Origin of the sequence: Terriglobus saanensis SP1PR4 (assembly GCF_000179915.2) — a bacterium.
Classification (GTDB): domain Bacteria; phylum Acidobacteriota; class Terriglobia; order Terriglobales; family Acidobacteriaceae; genus Terriglobus; species Terriglobus saanensis.
Genome location: NC_014963.1, coordinates 637,966 through 655,432, shown reverse-complemented (window position 1 = coordinate 655,432; position 17,467 = coordinate 637,966). Strand labels below are relative to the sequence as shown.

General features: G+C 60.4%; 14 protein-coding genes. 10 read left to right on the top strand and 4 right to left on the bottom strand.

Features of this window, described 5'->3' with window-relative positions:
* Positions 1-63: 63 nt before the first annotated feature.
* Positions 64-1,305: a tRNA dihydrouridine synthase DusB gene (dusB, locus tag ACIPR4_RS02655; RefSeq protein ID WP_013567104.1), complete on the top strand. Its 1,242-nt coding sequence runs from the start codon at positions 64-66 to the stop codon at positions 1,303-1,305.
* On the opposite strand, the gene ACIPR4_RS02650 is transcribed toward dusB, so the two are convergent.
* Both ACIPR4_RS02650 and ACIPR4_RS02645 read right to left on the bottom strand, forming a co-directional pair.
* Positions 1,302-2,909 (bottom strand): hypothetical protein, encoded by a 1,608-nt coding sequence (locus tag ACIPR4_RS02650; protein ID WP_013567103.1) that lies wholly within the window; start codon positions 2,907-2,909, stop codon positions 1,302-1,304. The genes dusB and ACIPR4_RS02650 overlap by 4 nt on opposite strands.
* 9 nt (positions 2,910-2,918) lie before the next feature.
* The gene (locus tag ACIPR4_RS02645) at positions 2,919-3,527 is read right to left on the bottom strand and encodes a YfiT family bacillithiol transferase (protein WP_245536435.1); all 609 of its coding nucleotides are present in this window, start codon (positions 3,525-3,527) and stop codon (positions 2,919-2,921) included.
* Positions 3,528-3,529: 2 nt separating this feature from the next.
* Here ACIPR4_RS02645 and tldD point away from each other — a divergent pair, with 2 nt between their 5' ends.
* The 6 genes from tldD (at position 3,530) to ACIPR4_RS02615 (ending at position 11,552) form a co-directional block, all read left to right on the top strand.
* The gene (tldD, locus tag ACIPR4_RS02640) at positions 3,530-4,957 is read left to right on the top strand and encodes a metalloprotease TldD (RefSeq protein WP_013567101.1); all 1,428 of its coding nucleotides are present in this window, start codon (positions 3,530-3,532) and stop codon (positions 4,955-4,957) included.
* Positions 4,954-6,336: a TldD/PmbA family protein gene (locus ACIPR4_RS02635; protein ID WP_013567100.1), complete on the top strand. Its 1,383-nt coding sequence runs from the start codon at positions 4,954-4,956 to the stop codon at positions 6,334-6,336. Before tldD ends, ACIPR4_RS02635 begins: the two co-directional genes overlap by 4 nt.
* A 9-nt stretch (positions 6,337-6,345) precedes the next feature.
* Positions 6,346-7,620 (top strand): excinuclease ABC subunit C, encoded by a 1,275-nt coding sequence (locus ACIPR4_RS02630; protein ID WP_144312289.1) that lies wholly within the window; start codon positions 6,346-6,348, stop codon positions 7,618-7,620.
* Positions 7,621-7,635: 15 nt separating this feature from the next.
* Positions 7,636-8,304, top strand: coding sequence for a ribulose-phosphate 3-epimerase (gene rpe / locus ACIPR4_RS02625; RefSeq protein WP_013567098.1), 669 nt, complete (start codon positions 7,636-7,638; stop codon positions 8,302-8,304).
* A 167-nt stretch (positions 8,305-8,471) separates the two neighbouring features.
* Entirely contained in the window at positions 8,472-10,262 is a 1,791-nt protein-coding gene (locus tag ACIPR4_RS02620) for an outer membrane protein assembly factor BamD (protein WP_013567097.1), read from the top strand.
* 108 nt (positions 10,263-10,370) lie between these two features.
* On the top strand, positions 10,371-11,552 hold the full coding sequence (locus tag ACIPR4_RS02615) for an alpha/beta hydrolase (RefSeq protein WP_013567096.1): 1,182 nt from the start codon (positions 10,371-10,373) through the stop codon (positions 11,550-11,552).
* Between the two features lie 150 nt (positions 11,553-11,702).
* On the opposite strand, the gene ACIPR4_RS02610 is transcribed toward ACIPR4_RS02615, so the two are convergent.
* Positions 11,703-12,200: a hypothetical protein gene (locus ACIPR4_RS02610; RefSeq protein ID WP_013567095.1), complete on the bottom strand. Its 498-nt coding sequence runs from the start codon at positions 12,198-12,200 to the stop codon at positions 11,703-11,705.
* Between the two features lie 113 nt (positions 12,201-12,313).
* On the opposite strand from ACIPR4_RS02610, the gene ACIPR4_RS02605 reads away from it, so the two are divergent.
* Positions 12,314-15,112, top strand: a complete 2,799-nt coding sequence (locus ACIPR4_RS02605) for a valine--tRNA ligase (RefSeq protein WP_013567094.1) — start codon at positions 12,314-12,316, stop codon at positions 15,110-15,112.
* A gap of 152 nt (positions 15,113-15,264) precedes the next feature.
* Here the strand turns inward: ACIPR4_RS02605 and ACIPR4_RS02600 are convergent, their stop codons facing one another.
* Complete coding sequence (locus tag ACIPR4_RS02600; protein ID WP_013567093.1) at positions 15,265-15,660, bottom strand: hypothetical protein; 396 nt, start codon at positions 15,658-15,660, stop codon at positions 15,265-15,267.
* Between the two features lie 53 nt (positions 15,661-15,713).
* Between ACIPR4_RS02600 and nadC the strand changes: the two genes are divergently transcribed.
* The gene (gene nadC / locus ACIPR4_RS02595; RefSeq protein WP_342612308.1) at positions 15,714-16,652 is read left to right on the top strand and encodes a carboxylating nicotinate-nucleotide diphosphorylase; all 939 of its coding nucleotides are present in this window, start codon (positions 15,714-15,716) and stop codon (positions 16,650-16,652) included.
* A 5-nt stretch (positions 16,653-16,657) separates the two neighbouring features.
* Positions 16,658-17,467: a biotin--[acetyl-CoA-carboxylase] ligase gene (locus ACIPR4_RS02590; RefSeq protein ID WP_013567091.1), complete on the top strand. Its 810-nt coding sequence runs from the start codon at positions 16,658-16,660 to the stop codon at positions 17,465-17,467.

Sequence of the window (17,467 nt, the reverse complement as noted above, 5' to 3'; positions counted from 1 at the left end):
CTCCGCTTTGGCGGGGGCCTTTCTGGTTTATGAAAGACAACGCGTTTGCGAAAAGAGATCGTCATGAAGAAGGGCTGGGAGAACACGCTGGAACGGCCGATGCCCGCGGAGACACGCGTAGGCGCGGAGTTCACCATCGGCAACGTGCGCATCGCGCCGGCGACGGTGCTCGCCCCCATGGCCGGCGTGACCGACACCGTCTTTCGGCGGTTTATTCGCAACGCGAGCATGTTTACGGCGGCTTCTACTGCCGCTCCTTCTGATGTGGAGACCGAAGTCTCCAACCAGCAGAGCGGTTGCGGCCTGATTGTGACGGAGTTCACCAGCGCCGACGGCCTGGCGCGGATGCGCGAGACCAAGCGCAAACGCTACCTGACGTACTACGAGGACGAGCACCCGATTTCTGCGCAGCTCTTTGGCTCAAACCCGGAGACGTTGGCTGAAAGCGCGCGCATCGTGCAGGACGCAGGCTTCGATATGGTGGATCTCAACCTCGGCTGCCCCGCAAAGCGCGTCGTCAGTTCGAATGGCGGCAGCGGCCTGCTGCGCGACCTGCCGCTGATCCAGAACATCTTCGAAAAAGTACGCGCGTCGGTCACGATCCCCTTCACCGTGAAGTTCCGGATGGGATGGAACGACAAGCAGATCGTCTGCGTGGAACTCGCCAAAATGGCGCAGGAAAGCGGCCTGAACGCCGTGGCCCTGCACGCCCGCACACGCGAGGATGGATACAGCGGTGAGGCGCGGTGGGAGTGGATTGCTGCCGTGAAGGACGCGGTCTCGATTCCGGTGATTGGCAATGGCGATGTGCGGACACCAGAAGACGCTGCCGCGATGGTCGAAAAAACAGGCTGCGATGCCGTGATGATCGGTCGCGCGGCTCCCGCGAATCCATGGATCTTCCGTCAGATCGCACAGTTCACGGCGACGGGCAACTACGACCGCCCCACCGAGATGGACCGCTACCGCATGATCCGCGGCTACTTCGAGATGCTGCTGGCCGAGATGGAGCAGGAGCATCCTGAGATCACCGGACCCGCCGAAACGGACTTTGAAAAGCGGCAAAAGAAGGACCGCGAAAGCTCACGCCGCGATGCCATCGGCAAGATGAAGCAATTCGCAAGCTGGTTCACGCATGGCGTAGTCGGTGGAGCAGCGCTGCGGCGAGCGATCTTCGATGCCAAGCGCGGCAGCGAAGTGATGGACGCCGTCGAACGCTTCTTCGAAGGCAAGTTGGAAGGCACTTTCGCGGAAGCCGGTGAGGACGAACTGTCGCTTGAAGCGATGGGTCAGGGCTGCGATTAGATCTTTTGCCCGCGTGAGCGTTTCCGAAAGATCACTTTCATCTCGCGACGCCAGTGTTCGCTAAGTCCTAGAATGGTCCACTCCACTTCAGGTTTCAGGTAGCGAAGAACGACTTCCGTAACCGGGTGAATGCGGAGCGATGGGGCTACGAGGTAGAGCAGAGGTGGCTCTGCCGAGAGGCGCAGCGTGGTGAAGAAGCCGTGGGCCTGGAAGGCTCCGAGGCCAGTGGCAGGGTCGGAGGTCTGGGTGTGGTGCCAGCGGACGCGGATCCAGTAATCGAGGGCCTGCAGGGCGAAGTGCATGTCTTCGTTTGCCTTGAGCTCCAGAACGGCGAGGCGGCCTGCGTGGGTAACGGTGAGCAGGTCGATCATGCCTCGGTCGGAGGCGGCGAAGGCGGGAACCTGCGCGTAGACATGATCCGCGTTGAACTGCGTGAGAGAGTTTGCTCCTGCGGTAAGTGGCGCGATATTGCGGCGGAGGCTGGACTCCAGCCATCGCTCGGGCTGGCTGCGGTAGAGCGGGTCTTTTTGCGCGCCTGAAGCGATGCGACGGGCGAAGAGACGTTCCACAAGGTGGCGCAGATGCTCCTCGGTCACGAGCGCGAGGGGTGTCTCATTCGGCCCTGCGCCGAAGCTGATTTCCACTTCGCGATTGAAGGAGTTGGCCGAAATGGTAAGGCGAAGGCGTGCGAATTCCAAGCCGTGCAGCGAAAGCGCCAGGTGGGTTGAGGAACGTAGCTGCTGGTCTACGTCTTTGTGGAACGCCAGCGGGATGAGCGCAAAGACCTTCGCGAGTGCTTCGGCGAAACGGTCGCTGGCCGCTGCGGTATCCGGTGCATTCGGCAGGCGTGTGATGAGGTTGCCGATGTCGTACGGGTCGCGTTCGGTGAGGGTGTTGTTTGGCTCGTCGAACTCGTAGAGCTGCCATTGCGCCGCATCGGTTCTAAGCCATTGCAAACGCTGGAGGGTCAGCGTTGACGTTCCACGTGGAACAATGATACGGAGCCCCTGGTAGAGGCGGCGGCCACCGGCGTTCTCGCGGCAGTGCTGCAGCCAGAGGATGCCGAGAGTGAGTATGCCGTCGATGGTGGCGGGCGTCTCGTCGCCATTGACCGCAATCACGGCCCACGCCTGCTGCCCCTGGTGCATGGTGCCGCGCGCATAGGCCGGGCCAAAAGACTTTTCCAGATCCATCGCGGTATGAAAGGCATCGATGGCCCAATGTGGGAACTCGGCCTTGAGGACACGTTCCACTTTGGGAAGGAAACGCGTGCGCGTAGCTTCGCGTGTGGAGGGTGTGCGGCGGTCAGGGTCGGAGACAAGTTCCAGGAGCTTCGGCTTCGTCTGGCCGAAGCGCATCGTCGCTAGCGCGAGTGAACTTTTGCGAGCGCGAGAGGAGACGACGCGGCGAACGAGGTTCTTTTCTTCCGACCAGAGATGCAGCGTGCAGCGACCGTGTTCCGTGGAGAGGCTGTACTTCGCCTCCTGCAGGTCGAAGAGGAGTGCGCCGTCTTCATAGACGAGCGTACGCGGGTGGCTGACGAGGAACTCTTCGAGTGCGGTGCCGATCTGCTCTGGTGTTTGCTCTGACCCAACCGAAGACATCGACTTGTTTTACCAGCCTTTGACCGCGCGCAGGTGGGCGATGTGGGCGACGTGGTGGCGCGAGTGCCAGGCGTATTCCAGCGCCGCCATCTCCACCGTCACCGGTCCCTTTTCCGGGTGGATGAAGACGCGTTTCCACTGCTGCGCATCGAGCGATTGCAGAAGCATCACAAGACGCGCGTGAAGCGCCTCCAGCCACTGGATGGACCATGCCACGGGCGCGATGGAGTCGTGCAGTTCGGCCCACGCCTTTTCATCGTAAGTACAGATGGTGGGCGCATCTTCGGTGAGCGCGAGGCGGATGCGAAGGTAGGCGTTCGCATGCGAATCGGCAACATGGTGCACGAGTTGGCGAACGGTCCAGCCGCCTTCGCGGTAGGGCGTGGAGAGTTGCGCGTCGGAAAGACCGTCGACCACATGAAAGAGTTCTTCTGGAAGTTCGGCCAGACGGGCGACCGCAGCCTCGCGCATGTGCAGCGTAATCATCTCAGTGCGCGGAAAGCGACCGATGGGGTACCGGGGATCGATGGGAGGAACGGTCTGCGGCGGGTTCATGGGAATGAAGGTAGCACACGTCGAGGCCGCGGCTTTCACGTGCGTAGAATTGAGAGATGGCAACAATGACGGTATCGAAGACCGAGTACTTTCGCGAACGAATGGGTGTAACAAACGGTTTGCTGGAGCGATGTCTCCAGGCGGCACTGAGCGCGGGCGGAGATTTTGCAGAGCTTTATTTTGAGAGCGTTACGTCAACCTCTATCGGCGTGGACGAGGGGATCGTTAAATCCGCCAGCCAGGGAATGAGTGTCGGGTGTGGCATTCGCGTCCTGAGCGGCGAGCGGACGGGCTTTTCCTATACTGACGACCTGACCGAAGCGAAGCTATTGCATGCAGCGAAGACAGCGGCCCTCATTGCAAGCGGCCCTTCCAAGGTGCAGGTGCAGGGATTCGTTGAGACCGAGGTACATGCCCTCTATCCCATAACGGGATTAGATACAGAGATCGCGCAGAAGCTGGATCTGGTGCAGCGTGCCGACCGCACGGCGCGCGCCTACGATTCGCGTGTGACCCAGGTGCGTGCGAGTTTCAGCGACGAGGTGCGACGGATCCTCATCGTCGCCAGCGATGGAACCTATGCCAGCGACGTGCAGCCGTTGAGCCGTTTGAATGTTGGCGTGCTGGCGAAGGACGACTCCGGCTCGGCGCGTGGCACGAGCGGTGGCGGTGGACGTGTGCAGATCTCTTATTACAACGAGCAGAAGACCCCGGAGTTCTTTGCGGCGGAAGCCGCGCGGCAGGCGATCCTGCAACTGACGGCCACCGAAGCGCCTGCAGGCGAGATGGAAGTCGTCCTCGGTCCGGGATGGCCGGGCGTGCTGATTCACGAAGCCGTGGGACATGGTCTGGAAGCCGACTTCAATCGCAAGAAGCAGAGCGCGTTTGCGGGCTTGCTGGGACAGAAGGTCGCGAACGAGAAGGTGACCGTGGTGGACAACGGCACCATCGCCGGACGCCGCGGATCGATCAACGTGGACGACGAAGGCGCGCCGACGAAGGACACGGTCTTGATCGAGAAGGGCGTTCTGCGGCGCTATATGAGCGACAAGCTCTCCGCCAAGCTGATGGGTCTGCCGGGAACGGGCAGTGGACGCCGCGAAAGTTATCAGCACTTCCCTATGCCTCGGATGACGAATACGTACATGCTCGCAGGGGAAGATGAGCCTGCGGACATTCTCCGCAGCGTGAAGAAGGGCCTGTATGCCGTGAACTTCTCCGGTGGGTCCGTGGATATTACCAATGGCAAGTTCGTCTTCGCGGCGAGCGAGGCTTACCTGATCGAAGACGGCAAGATCACCGCACCGGTGAAGGGCGCGATGCTCGTCGGCGATGGCCCGACGGCGCTGAACCACGTGAGCATGGTGGGGCATGATCTGGCGCTGGATGAAGGCATTGGGACGTGTGGCAAAAAGGGCCAGGGTGTGCCGGTGGGCGTAGGCATGCCGACGATCAAGCTCGACCGGATGACGGTAGGTGGAACGGGACGATGATGATTGAGACGAAGAAAGATCTGAAGCAGCTTGTAGCGGACGTGGTGGAACGTGCAATTAAGGCCGGTGCCACCGATGCAGAGGCCGTGGCGTACGAAGGCGACGAGTTCGAGGTAAAGGTTCGACTTGGACAGGTGGAGACGCTCGTCGAAAGTGGATCGCGCGGGCTCGGCCTTCGTGTTTTCAATGGTCTACGAACAGCGAGCACGTCCACGAGCGACCTGAGCGATGAGGGCATCGCACACCTGGTGAAAGGTGCCGTAGAGCTTTCGAAGATCACGGGGGAAGATCCGTTTGCGGGTCTGCCGGAGGCGGGAGCGTTCTCCGAGGTGCGCAACTCCGAAGGCATGGGGCTTTTCTTTGAGGATGTCTATTCGCTTCCAGCCGAAGAACGCATCGCGTATGCGCGGCGCGCGGAAGAGGCTGCGATGAACGCGGATGTGCGCATTCAGAACTCCGATGGCGGCACCTTCGATGCGGCGACGTCGCGCAAGGTGATGGCGAACTCACGCGGCTTTGCGGGCGAGTACAAAAAGAGCTACTGCAGCGTCTCGGCGATGCCGATTGCGCAGGATGCAAATGGCATGCAGCGGGACTACTGGTACTCCAGCGCGCGGACGATGACGCGGTTGGAGTCTCCGGAGAGCGTGGGCAAAGAGGCCGCGCGACGTGCCGTCCGAAGGCTCGGCGCACGCAAGGTTAAGACGCAGCGCGCTTCGATGGTCTTTCCACCGGAGATTGCGCGCAGCCTGATTGGCAATATCTTCGAGGCCGCGAACGGTGAAGCGATCTATCGCCATGCTACGTTCTTCGATGGCAAACTGGGCGAACGCGTCGCGGGCGAAAATATCACGGTCGTGGACGATGGAACGATGATGCTGGAGCCCGGACTTGCCGGGTTTGGCACTCTGCCTTTCGATGGCGACGGCCTGCCGAGACAGCGCACGGTGATCGTGGAAAAGGGCATTCTCAAGAGCTACGTGATGAACACCTACACCGCGCGCAAGCTGGGGATGAAGTCGACCGGCAACGCTACGCGCGGCCTGGGCGGCGCTCCGGGGATCGGCGCGGGAAACTTCTATCTTGAACCGGGCACGCAGACGCTGGAAGAGATCGTCGGCGAGGTGCAGAACGGCCTCTACGTCTACGAGACATTGGGTTCTGGCGTGAATCTGGTAACGGGCGATTACTCGCAGGGCGCTTCGGGGCTTTGGATTGAGAATGGCGAGTTTACCGGCGCCGTCGAGGAGATCACGATCGCGGGAAATTTGAAGGAGATGTACTCCAACATTGTGGCCATTGGCAGCGACCTCGTATGGCGTGGAGCGACCGCAGTGCCGACGATTCGGATCGAAGGCATGACGATAGCCGGCGAGTAAAATCGGCGAGTGGGTGAGGCAGCGATCTTCGAGCGGGTGATGGAGTTTGTGCCGGGGCGTGCCGAAGAGGTTCTGCGCGAGGCTCCTGCGGGGTGTGGTGTCTTTGCGCTCTATGGTGCGGGCGAGGGCGACCGTCCTTACCTGGCAAAGTCCGGGAACATCCGGCGGCGGTTGCAGCGGTTGCTGGAGCCAAGCGAAGGGCAGACGAAGCGGCTTAATCTGCGTGACCGGATCGCACGAGTGGCGTGGAGCCGGACGGGGTCGGATTTCGAGTCGGTTCTGTTGCTCTATCGTGCTTCGAGCGAGGCTTTTGGACGGGATGAGACGCGCAAGCGGTTGAAGCTGTATCCGCCGTATGTCGTGCGCTTTACCGTGGAGAACCGGTTTCCGCGCATGTACGTGACCAGCCGTTTAGGGCGAAGGACTCTGCATACGAGCTATGGGCCGTTTGCTTCGCGCGCCTCGGCGGAGCGGTACGTGGATGGCGTGAATGAGCTCTTTCACCTGCGGCGGTGCCATGAGGAGCTGGTTCCCTTCCCTGAGCATCCCGGCTGCGCCTATGGCGAGATGAAGAAGTGTTCGGCACCGTGCCAGGCGAGGGTGACGGATGACGAGTATCGCGCGGAGGCTGATGCCGTTCTGGATTTTCTGGCGACGCGTGGCGAGTCTCTGCTGGAGAAGATTGCCGCCGAACGCGAGAAGGCTTCGGAGGATATGGAGTTTGAAGCTGCTGCGGCGGCGCATGAGCGCTATGTCGAGGTAAAGGCGACGGCTGCGCTGGCGGGGGAGCTTGTTCGTCCGCTGGATAAGTTGCGGGGAGTCGTCTTTCTGCCTGCGGCGGAGGATGCGGCTGTAGTCCAGGTGTGGTTGATGCAGGGCGGATGCCTGCATGGGCCGGAGCGTTTTTCCACGCTGGGTGTCCGGTTGGCGAAGGAGCAGGCGGAGGTCGGGTCGAGTTTATTTGCGCAGCCGCTCATGCTGGAAGCAGTTCCGCTGGAAGGTCCCGCCGCGACGGGCGAGAGTGCAGAGGAACGGCTGCTCGGCGCGATTGCGCGGATGGAGGGCGGCCAGCCTCCGCACGATGTCGCAACCATGGCGGACCATCTGGCAATGCTGAAGCGCTGGTATTACCGGCCAGAGGCCAAGCGGATCGGCGTTATTTGCTTTCCCGAAGGAGACACATGGCCCGTGCGAAAGATGGTGCGGGCGGCAGCGAAGGTGGGTCTGAAATCGATTCCTGCCGCGACAACCGAAGTCGCGGAGGTCGCTCCGGAGCGCGGCTGATAGACTTTTGGCATTGTGATTGAGCTGGCGTTTTCTATATTGGCGGCGGATTTTGGGCATCTTGCGGATGAGATTGCCCTTGCGGAGCGTGGCGGAGGAACAGTCTGCCACATCGATGTGATGGACGGACACTTTGTGCCGAATATTACCTTTGGACCTCCGGTGGTGGCTGCGGTGCGCAAGATCACTGCGCTTCCCCTGGACTGCCACCTGATGATCGAAGATCCTGACCGGTACATTCCGGCCTTTGCCACGGCGGGTGCGAATTGGGTGAGCGTGCAGCAGGAAGTTTGCCGGCATCTGCACCGGACGATCATGCTGATCACCGAACATGGCATGGAAGCAGGCGTAGTGATCAATCCTGCGACTCCGGTCGAGACCATCGTCGAGGTCCTTCCGCTGCTGCATCATGTTCTGGTCATGACGGTTAACCCCGGCTTCGGAGGGCAGAGCTTCATTCCACGGTGCGTGGAGAAGGTCGCCCATCTTGCCGATCTGCGGCAGAAGATGGGCTTGAACTTCCGTATCGAAGTCGACGGAGGCGTAGCCGACAGTACGGTGGCGAGCGTGGTGGAAGCCGGGGCGGAGCTTCTGGTGGCCGGTTCGGCGATCTTTCAGGAGAACAAGACCGAGCAGAATGCGCGTGAGTTCCTGCGGCTGGCCCGTGCGGCGGGTGCAGTCTAACGGGTTTCCGGCGAAGCGCTTGCTATCGACTGAAGGGCAGGAACGGTCTAATTTAGACAGATTCCATGTCCCGATGGCCGGGCGGGGGTTGCACGGGGATTTAGAATAAAGAAACCGGATGGCGCGCTCCTTCACGAGCAGCGGCTGCCATGTCCGGAGGAGTTTTAATGATTTCAGATCTTCGTTTTGGAAGTGCGCGCGGCCTGATTCGCGGCGCGATGGGATTGACCCTGGGTCTCGGTCTTGTGGCAGGCACGCTGTATGCACAGGAGCCTACGACTCCCCCCGCCAGCACAGCACCGGCTTCGGGTGCCACGCCGACCGGCCAGGACGCGAATCCTCCAGCACCCGCCGCAACAGAAGCTCCAGCAACGCCCACGGAGCCAGTTGCCAATACGCCGAACAAGAGAGGCCGGACGCGGAAGTCCAAGGAAGACAAGGTCGTTGCGTCCAAGGACACCAAGAAGAGCCAGAAGCAGACCACCCGGTTGTCGAAAGACAATCCGCTTGCCGGTCTGGACTCTACCCAGCCGGACAAGCAGCTTTATGACAAGGCACTGGCTTCCACGAAGCGCGGACGTTATGACGTGGCTCGTCTTGAGCTCCAGACGCTGCTCGCGACCTATCCTGACTCCGAGTACATGATGCGTGCCAAGCTGGCGTTTGCCGACAGCTGGTACCGCGAGGGCGGCACGGCTGCTTTGGCGCAGGCGGAGACCGAATACAAGGATTTCATTACGTTCTTTCCGAACGCTCCTGAAGCCGCAGAGGCACAGATGCGTGTGGGCGATATTTACTTCAAGCAGATGGACACGCCGGACCGCGACTACACCAAGGCTGTTCACGCGCAGGAAGAGTATCGGACGATGCTGCAGCAGTTCCCGGACTCCACACTGATCCCGGGCGCGAAGCAGCGTCTGCGTGAGGTGCAGGAGGTCCTGGCGACGCGCGAGACGAACATCGCCGCCTTCTATGCAGGTCGCGAAAACTGGCCCGCTTCCATCGCGCGCTACCAAACGGTTGTGGATACGTACCCCATCTTCAGTCACTCCGACGAAGCTTTGATCGGCCTGGGCGATGCCTTTGCCGCAGAGGCGCGCATGGTACGTGTCATGAAGCTTCCTGAAGGCGCAAAGGCGCGTCTGGTAAAGATCTACGAGGACCAAGCAGCCGCAGCGTATGGCCGTGTGGTCACGCAGTACTCTGCCAGCGCTCACGTAGAAGATGCGCGCGACCGTCTGGAGACGATTGGCCGTCCTATTCCTACGCCAACCGCCGATCAGGTTGCAGCTAGCCAGGCGCTTGAAGCGAGCCGCCAGAGCTACCGCCTGAAGGACCGCGTCAAGCTCCTCGTCTTCCGTGGACCGGATACCGTGCAGGCCTCCAAACTGGGTGAGCCCGCGCTGGCCGACCCGAAACCGACCCTGGCACCTACGGTCACACGGCAGGTTATGGCGGACTTCAACGGTGCTCTGAATCCCAATGCAGCGGTTGCCTCCACGACGACCGCTGCTGCACCGGCGCCTGCAGCGGACGATACCAACTCCGCTGCACCGGCCCCGCCCGCGAGCGCTGCGCCGTTGGCCTTGAACGATGTACAGGGAACCGATGGTGCCGCTGCCCCTACGGGAGCTGCAGTGGACATGACGGCACCGGCGGCTACATCGGCGGGTTCTGGAACCGGCGTGGGCGTCGAGATTCTGACGCCCGGAGCAACCAGGACCAGCGAACAGCCCAATGGCCTGACCGCCGTTGGACCTGCCAATACAGAGGCCCTGCCTGCTGCGGAAAAGCCAGCCGCTGCTCCCGATCAGATCAACGAAGTAGCGGGCCAACAGACTCCCGTGGGTCAGGCTGCTCCGGCCAAGGGCAAAGCCAAAGTGGATTGCGACAAGAGCGAAGCCTCCTGCAGCTCCCATAAGAAGAAGAAGGGCTTGAACAAGATCAACCCTTTCTAAAAACGAGTCAGCAGGTTAGCGAGTCAGCAAAAAGCCGGTTCCCTTTTGGGAGCCGGCTTTTTGCTGTGCGGAAGACTGGCTGCGTTTCCGGCTGGTAGACTGGCGCGCATGGTGACTCGGTTTATTTCCTCTCTTTTTGTCGGTGTATTGCTTGCTGGTTCTGCCGTGGCGCAGACTCCCGCTCCTGGCGCTCCGAAGCGTGTCGTTTCCATCGATCCCGCTGCGGCGCTGGCCCTGAAGTCGCCCGAAGTCCATTCGGACCGGACCGTGACTTTTCGCTATAAAGACCCGAACGCCAAGACGGTGCAGTTGCAGCTGGAGGGACGAAGAGACCTGATCGCCCTGGTGCGCGACGAGGCCGGAATATGGTCCTTCACCACGGAGCCGCTGTCGCCGGAGAACTACGGTTACCGCATCGTGGTAAACGGCGTTCGGCTGATGGACCCGATGGACCCGAATGTCCGGCCCAATCTGCAGAACCCGTCGAGCGTGGCGCCTGTGCCTGGATCGCCCGCGATGCTTTGGGAGCGGACGGACGTTCCGCACGGTGAAGTCGCACATCATTTGTACCGCTCGAAGATGATCAACGACGGTTCCACGCCGGACAGGGACCTTTGGGTTTACACGCCACCGGGCTACGACGCGAAGCGGAAAGACAAGTACCCGGTCCTCTATCTCCTGCACGGCTACTCCGACGACTCGTCGGGCTGGTGGGCTTCGGGACAGGCGAACTTTATTCTGGACAACCTGATTGCGCAGGGTAAGGTGAAGCCCATGGTGATCGTAATGCCCTTGGCTTACGGGACGATGGACATGATCTACAAGGGCTGGAACGTCTGGAGCGGCGACTATGCCTTGCCCATCAAGAACCAGGAGATGTTTGCCGACCAACTGATCGGCGAGATCCTGCCTATGGTGGAGGCGCGCTACAACATTGCGCGCGATCCAGCGCATCGAGCAATCGCGGGGCTTTCGATGGGCGGCGGACACACGCTTTTCACGGGCCTGAATCATCCGGATGTCTTCGGATACGTTGGGGCGATGTCGTCTGCTGTGATCACCAAAGACTTCGACAAGTTTTATGCGGGTAGGTCCAAGGCTCCGTTGAAGCTTTTCTGGATGAGCTGTGGAACGGAAGATACCCTGATTAACGACAATCGTGCTCTGGGGGCGTGGGCGAAGACGAATGTGAAGGGTGAGGTCAGCGTGAATGAGACGCCCGGGATGCACACGTGGCTGGTGTGGCGGGAGAATTTGATTACGCTGGCGCCGCTGTTGTTTACGAAGTAAATGCTGACTGGCGTCGCGTAGGGGAGAGAAGCAGATCTCTCCCCTACGCGACGATAAAACCGTCGCTCCGGTCGAGATGACGGTTTGTGGTGGGTTGTTCGGGGAAGCCCGAAGAGCAGATCCCTTCGCTACGGGATGACAAAAATAGAATTAGACGCGGGGATAGCCTGGGGGCGGGACGTACGCGTAGGTTTGCCGCCCGCGAACAAGGCGGACGATCAGGTAGATGATGCCTGCGGGGATGGCGAAGGGGATCAGAGCAAAAAGGAAGGCCAGCCACGCCGGGACCACGACACGGTCTCCGTGGACGACAGTGGAAGCGGGAAGGTCGCCGAAGCTGCCGAAGGCGACGAGGTCTTTTCCAATGGTCACGTTCTCACCGAAGTGCAGATCGGTAAAAGCTGTGACGGTATCTTTCCCAATTTCGGTATTGTCTGCGACCGTCACGTCGGAGAAGGCGGTAACAAGATCCCCGTGGATTGGCCCCTCGATCGTAATCGTGCAAAAGGCGCAGACCACGTCGTTGGCGTCGTTGCCTGCGGCGATCTTGAAGGTCGTAAAGGCGCCTACGCGGTCGCGCGCGTGCATGGTGGCCGGGATGGCGGCGAGCAGGAGAGCGAGGATGAGGGTAGGGCGGCGCAGCGGCATGGTGACTCCTGTCAATTGCGGGTGATTGCTATGCTATCGTGAGGATTGCGGCTCCGGCGCGCGCCTGTGTGTGAAAACGAATGGGTGTGGTGCGCGGCGCGCACACACAAACCATGCCACACGACCTCCCCAAAGCATATGACCCTTCCGCCATTGAAGAAAAATGGGCGGAGTTCTGGGTGCGCGAGCGCCTGTTTGATGTTCCTGCCGGTTCCATGGAATCCGATACGCAGGAAGATCCAAAAAAGTTCACCATGTTGTTGCCTCCGCCCAATGTAACGGGCCGTCTGCACATGGGCCACATGCTGAACCAGACGGAGATGGACATTCTGACCCGCTGGCACAGGATGCGCGGCGAGCGTGCCCTCTGGGTGCCTGGGACCGATCATGCCGGCATTGCCACGCAGATGATGGTCGAGCGCCAGCTGGCGAGCGAAGGCAAGAAGCGCGAGGATTTCTCCCGCGAAGAGTTTATCGGCCGCGTCTGGGAGTGGAAGGCGCAGTACGGCGGCGCGATCACGGACCAGATGCGACGCCTGGGCGCGAGCGTGGACTGGAGCCGCGAGTATTTCACCATGGACGAGAACCTGTCGGCCGCGGTGAAGGAGTGCTTCGTCAAGCTCTATGAGCAGGGTCTGATCTATCGCGGTGCGTACATCGTGAACTGGGACCCGGTGCAGCAGACGGCGGTCTCCGACCTGGAAGTGGTGCATGAGGACCGCGCGGGCAAGCTGTATCACGTGCGCTATCCGCTGGCGGACGGTTCAGGATCCATTGTGATCGCAACGACTCGTCCGGAGACAATGCTAGGCGATGTGGCCGTTGCAGTGAATCCCACGGACGAGCGCTACGCTTCGCTAATCGGGAAGATGTTGCTTCTGCCGTTGGTGGGACGAGAGATTCCTGTAGTGGCCGACGACTGGGCGAATCCGGAGTTCGGTACCGGTGCGGTCAAGGTGACGCCTGCACACGATCCGAATGACTTCGCCATCGGCGAACGGCACAATCTGCCGAAGCTCATCATCATGGACGAGAAGGCGCAGATCAGCCTTTACGGCGAAGCTATTCTCCAGAACGGAGAACCTACGCCCGGTGGCATAAAGGCCCAGTGGCGTTACAACGGCCTCGACCGTTATGTGGCGCGAGAGAAGATCGTTGCCGATCTTGAGACTGAGGACTTCCTGGTAGAGATCAAGGACCACCCGATGTCCGTGGCGACGAGCCAGCGGACGGGCGCAGTCATCGAGCCGCGGCTTTCCAAGCAGTGGTTCATCAAGATTCAGCCGCTGGCAGACAAGGCGATCCAGGCTGTGGAAGAGGGCCATGTCACCTTCACGCCTGCGATGTACGCCAAGACCTACTTCGAGTGGATGCGGAACATTCATGACTGGTGCATTTCGCGGCAGTTGTGGTGGGGGCATCGGATTCCGGCGTGGCACTGCGGCGCCTGCGGCGCGATGACGGTGGCCCGCGAGGCCCCGTCTGCCTGCGGAACATGCTCTTCGGCGGACCTGACGCAGGAGACGGACGTTCTGGATACGTGGTTCTCTTCCGGTCTGCTCCCCTTCACCGTCTTCGGCTGGCCGAAGCAGACGGCGGACCTGAACGACTTTTATCCGACGGACCTTCTCGTCACAGGCTTCGACATCCTGTTCTTCTGGGTGGCGCGCATGATCATGCTGGGAACGCACTTCATGCTGGACGTTCCCATGCCCGACGGCTTGGCGCGAACGTTGAAGGATGCCGTGCCCTTCCGCGAGGTTTACATCCATGCGCTGGTGCGCGATGCGGACCGCCAGAAGATGTCGAAGACGAAGGGCAATGTGATCGATCCGATCGACATTATCCAGCGTTATGGCACCGATGCGGTGCGATTCACGCTGGCTTCGCAGGCTTCTCCGGGAACGGATGTTGCTTTCAGCGAAGCGCGCACAGAAGGCAATCGCGCATTTGCGAACAAGATCTGGAATGCCGCCCGCTTTCTCTTTATGCAGATCGAGCGAGCACGCGAGGCTGGGTACACCATGAAGATGGGACCTGCCGCGATTGTGACGGCCCTGCCGGACTTTACGCCGATCGAGACGCGATGGATCTTCGCGCGCGTACGCGCTGTGTGCGCCGAGGTGGATCGTGCGCTTACCGAGTATCGCTTCGATGAGGCGGCGAGTGCGATCTATCAGTTCTTCTGGGGCGAGTTTTGCGACTGGTATTTGGAGCTGGTGAAGCTTCGTTTGGAGTATGTCCCCGGCATCCAGAATCCTGAGACGGCGGTTTCTCTGGCTGGTCTCGTCGGCGTGTTCGAGTCTGCCCTGCGGCTTCTCTCGCCCTTCATGCCTTTCCTTACGGAAGAGATCTGGCATGCCATGTATGAAGGCGATGCTCCTGCAAAGAGCATTGCGCTGACACGTTATCCGCAGGCTGAGGACTTCCCTGCCGACGACAGCGCGGTGGCCGCGATGGAGACGCTGCAGAGCCTGATCGTGACGGTGCGCGGTGTGCGGAAGGAGATGGCGGTACCGGAGAAGGAGTCTGCACCGATCCAGCTGCATGGCGACAATCGCATGCTGGCGCTGGCCGATGCGAATCGCGATATGCTGGCGCGGTTGGCGCGCGTGAGCGATGTGGAGTTTGCCACGGAAGCCCTGTCAGGTGCGAATGCTCGCTCTACGAAGGACTTCGACGTCGCTGTGGTCTATGAGCGGCAGATCGATGTTGCGGCGGAGCGCGAACGGTTGACGAAAGACCTTGTGAAGTATGAAAAGGGCCTGGAAGCGGCTTCGCGGCAGTTGGGCAATGAAGGCTTCCTGGCGAAGGCTCCGCAGAGTGTGGTGGATGGGTTGAAGAAGCAACAGGCGGAGACCCAGTTGCTTTGCGACAAGACGAGGGCTGCGCTGGAGGCGTTGCCGGCTTAGTTCTTTTGGGTCCGGATCCTTGCTTATAGATCCGTGGTGCCCTTACCCCACCCTTTCGCGATAAAGCTGCAAAAGAATGGGGCACGACGTTGCTGGTTTAGAGCAAAAGCAGAAAAAATGGGGGTTGTGCATGATCTTGTGCACAACCCCTGCTACTTCGTTTCAATCTCTTCCTGCGCTTTTTCTTCGTTCGCGATGACGACGTTCTCGTGTTTGATATCGAGCCGCAGGCGGTTGTAGAAGCTCATATAGATGTTTGCCAGGAAGACGAGGGCAAACTCCGCGAGGAAGTATCCTCGCCAACCGCTGTAGAGCAGTTGGAAGCGGGTGAGGATGAGAATAGCCGCCGTGACGTAGTGGCTGAAGCAGTATTCGCAGGTAAAGAGATAAAAAAACTTTCTCACCAGGAAATGGGTCCTGGTTTCGCTGCACCGCTTGCAGAACTCGCGCGGTTCGCGAAAGATCTCTTCATGGGTGACCGTCCATGCGATGCACGCGATCGGGAGCGCGAGCAGAGCGAGCATGGCGAACTGATGTGAAAGCGGCATTGACTCTCCCGGGGGTGTGGAAGCATCCTACAGCGGTACGGTGCGGATGGCTGGTGTCTATTGGATGCCAGACGCACGGCAAGGATGGCGGGACAATGGAGTGGAAGAGCAAGAAAGTGGCGGCAATTCTGGAAGCCGCGCTTCTGGAAGACAAGGCAATGCAAGACATTACCACCGCCCTGACCGTGGGCGCGGAGGTGCGGGCCTCCGCCACGGTAATTACGCGCCAGGAGTGCGTGATCGCAGGTTTGGGTGCGATCATCGCGACTTTTGACGTTTTCAACCACATGTTGACCCAGTCCGGACGCAAGTCCGCAGGCCGGTTCGAAGTAGTGAGTCATGCCGAGATCTTCGACGGTGTCCGCGTCAAGAGCGGAAAGACCATTGCCGTCATCCGTCATAACGCTCGCGCCATTTTGAGCTGCGAGCGCGTGATCCTGAATCTGCTGCAGCGTATGAGTGGTATCGCCACATTGACCAATGATTTCGTGAAAGAGACCAAGGGGACGAAGGCCAAGGTACTCGATACCCGCAAGACGATTCCCGGCCTGCGCGTGCTGGACAAGTACGCCGTCTGCTGTGGTGGCGGACAGAACCACCGGCAGGACCTGCAGGACGGCATTCTGATCAAGAGCAGCCACATTGCCCTGGCCGGAGGCATCACACTTGCGATCGAGCTTGCCCTGAAGGGGAAAAAAGCCGGGCAGATTGTGGAGATTGAAGTTCGATCGATCGCCGAGGTGGAAGAGGCGATGGACGCTGGCGCTGAGGCTCTGCTTCTGGTAGAGATGACGCCTTCTCAGGTCGCCAAGGCCGTGAAGACTGCGCGCGCTAAGAGTCCCAAGGTGAAGCTGGAGGCTGCGGACCATCTGAGCCTGGATACGGTGCGCGACTATGCCGCAACAGGTGTCGATTTTGTTTCGGTGGGCGCGCTTACACGTTCCGCCATGGCCGCGGACATCAGCATGCGTATCACGTCGGAAGTCTATTGAGCGTGATGGACCTCGAGGCTCTGGATGCAGCACTGGCTGGCACCGCGTTTTGTCGCGCGGCGGGCGGTCGTGTGCTCCACTTTGAAGAAATCTCTTCCACGAATACCTACCTCGTCGAACAAGCACAGCAAGACGCTGCCGCAGGCACGGTTTGTGTCGCTGATCGACAGACTGCGGGACGAGGTCGAGGTGGCCATGCCTGGCACTCCGAAGCAGGCGCGGGACTTTATGTCAGCGCGCTGCTTCGACCCGAGCTTTCTGTCTCCCATGCTCTGAAGATCTCGCTGGCCGCGGGACTCGCTGTGCAGACCACTTTGGAACAAAGCTGCGGTTTCCATGTCGATCTGAGATGGCCCAATGATATTGTGGTTCCTCAACCGGGAGCATTCAGCAAGAAGATGGGTGGATTGCTCACAGAAACGGGTGTAAGCGTTGAGGGACAACTGCGCTACGCGGTGATCGGTATTGGCTTGAATCTGAATCACATCGAAATGCCTGCGGAGATCGCTGCCTCTGCCACCTCCGCCCGTATGATCACGGGACGATCGGTTCGCCGGGAAGAGGTGCTGGTTTCTCTGCTACATGCACTATCGCAGGAGATGATTTTGCTGGTACAAGACCCCGAGGAGATTCTGCGCAGATTTACATCGAAGAGCGGCTGGGCCCTCGGAAAGAGGGTTAAGGTGGACGAAGACGAGGGATATACTGGCGTGACCGATGGTCTGGATGAGCGGGGATTTCTTCGCGTGAGATTGGCCAATGGAGCAATACGAACGCCCCGGCATGGTGGCGTTCGGGAGGTGGGACCGGAATGA

What these genes read in the sequence shown, in the direction of transcription:
- dusB (WP_013567104.1), top strand. Translation starts at nt 64, where the DNA reads ATGAAGAAGGGCTGGGAGAACACGCTGGAACGGCCGATGCCCGCGGAG.
- ACIPR4_RS02650 (WP_013567103.1), bottom strand. Translation starts at nt 2,909, where the DNA reads ATGTCTTCGGTTGGGTCAGAGCAAACACCAGAGCAGATCGGCACCGCA.
- tldD (WP_013567101.1), top strand. Translation starts at nt 3,530, where the DNA reads ATGACGGTATCGAAGACCGAGTACTTTCGCGAACGAATGGGTGTAACA.
- ACIPR4_RS02635 (WP_013567100.1), top strand. Translation starts at nt 4,954, where the DNA reads ATGATGATTGAGACGAAGAAAGATCTGAAGCAGCTTGTAGCGGACGTG.
- ACIPR4_RS02620 (WP_013567097.1), top strand. Translation starts at nt 8,472, where the DNA reads ATGATTTCAGATCTTCGTTTTGGAAGTGCGCGCGGCCTGATTCGCGGC.
- ACIPR4_RS02615 (WP_013567096.1), top strand. Translation starts at nt 10,371, where the DNA reads ATGGTGACTCGGTTTATTTCCTCTCTTTTTGTCGGTGTATTGCTTGCT.
- ACIPR4_RS02610 (WP_013567095.1), bottom strand. Translation starts at nt 12,200, where the DNA reads ATGCCGCTGCGCCGCCCTACCCTCATCCTCGCTCTCCTGCTCGCCGCC.
- ACIPR4_RS02605 (WP_013567094.1), top strand. Translation starts at nt 12,314, where the DNA reads ATGCCACACGACCTCCCCAAAGCATATGACCCTTCCGCCATTGAAGAA.
- ACIPR4_RS02600 (WP_013567093.1), bottom strand. Translation starts at nt 15,660, where the DNA reads ATGCCGCTTTCACATCAGTTCGCCATGCTCGCTCTGCTCGCGCTCCCG.
- ACIPR4_RS02590 (WP_013567091.1), top strand. Translation starts at nt 16,658, where the DNA reads ATGGACCTCGAGGCTCTGGATGCAGCACTGGCTGGCACCGCGTTTTGT.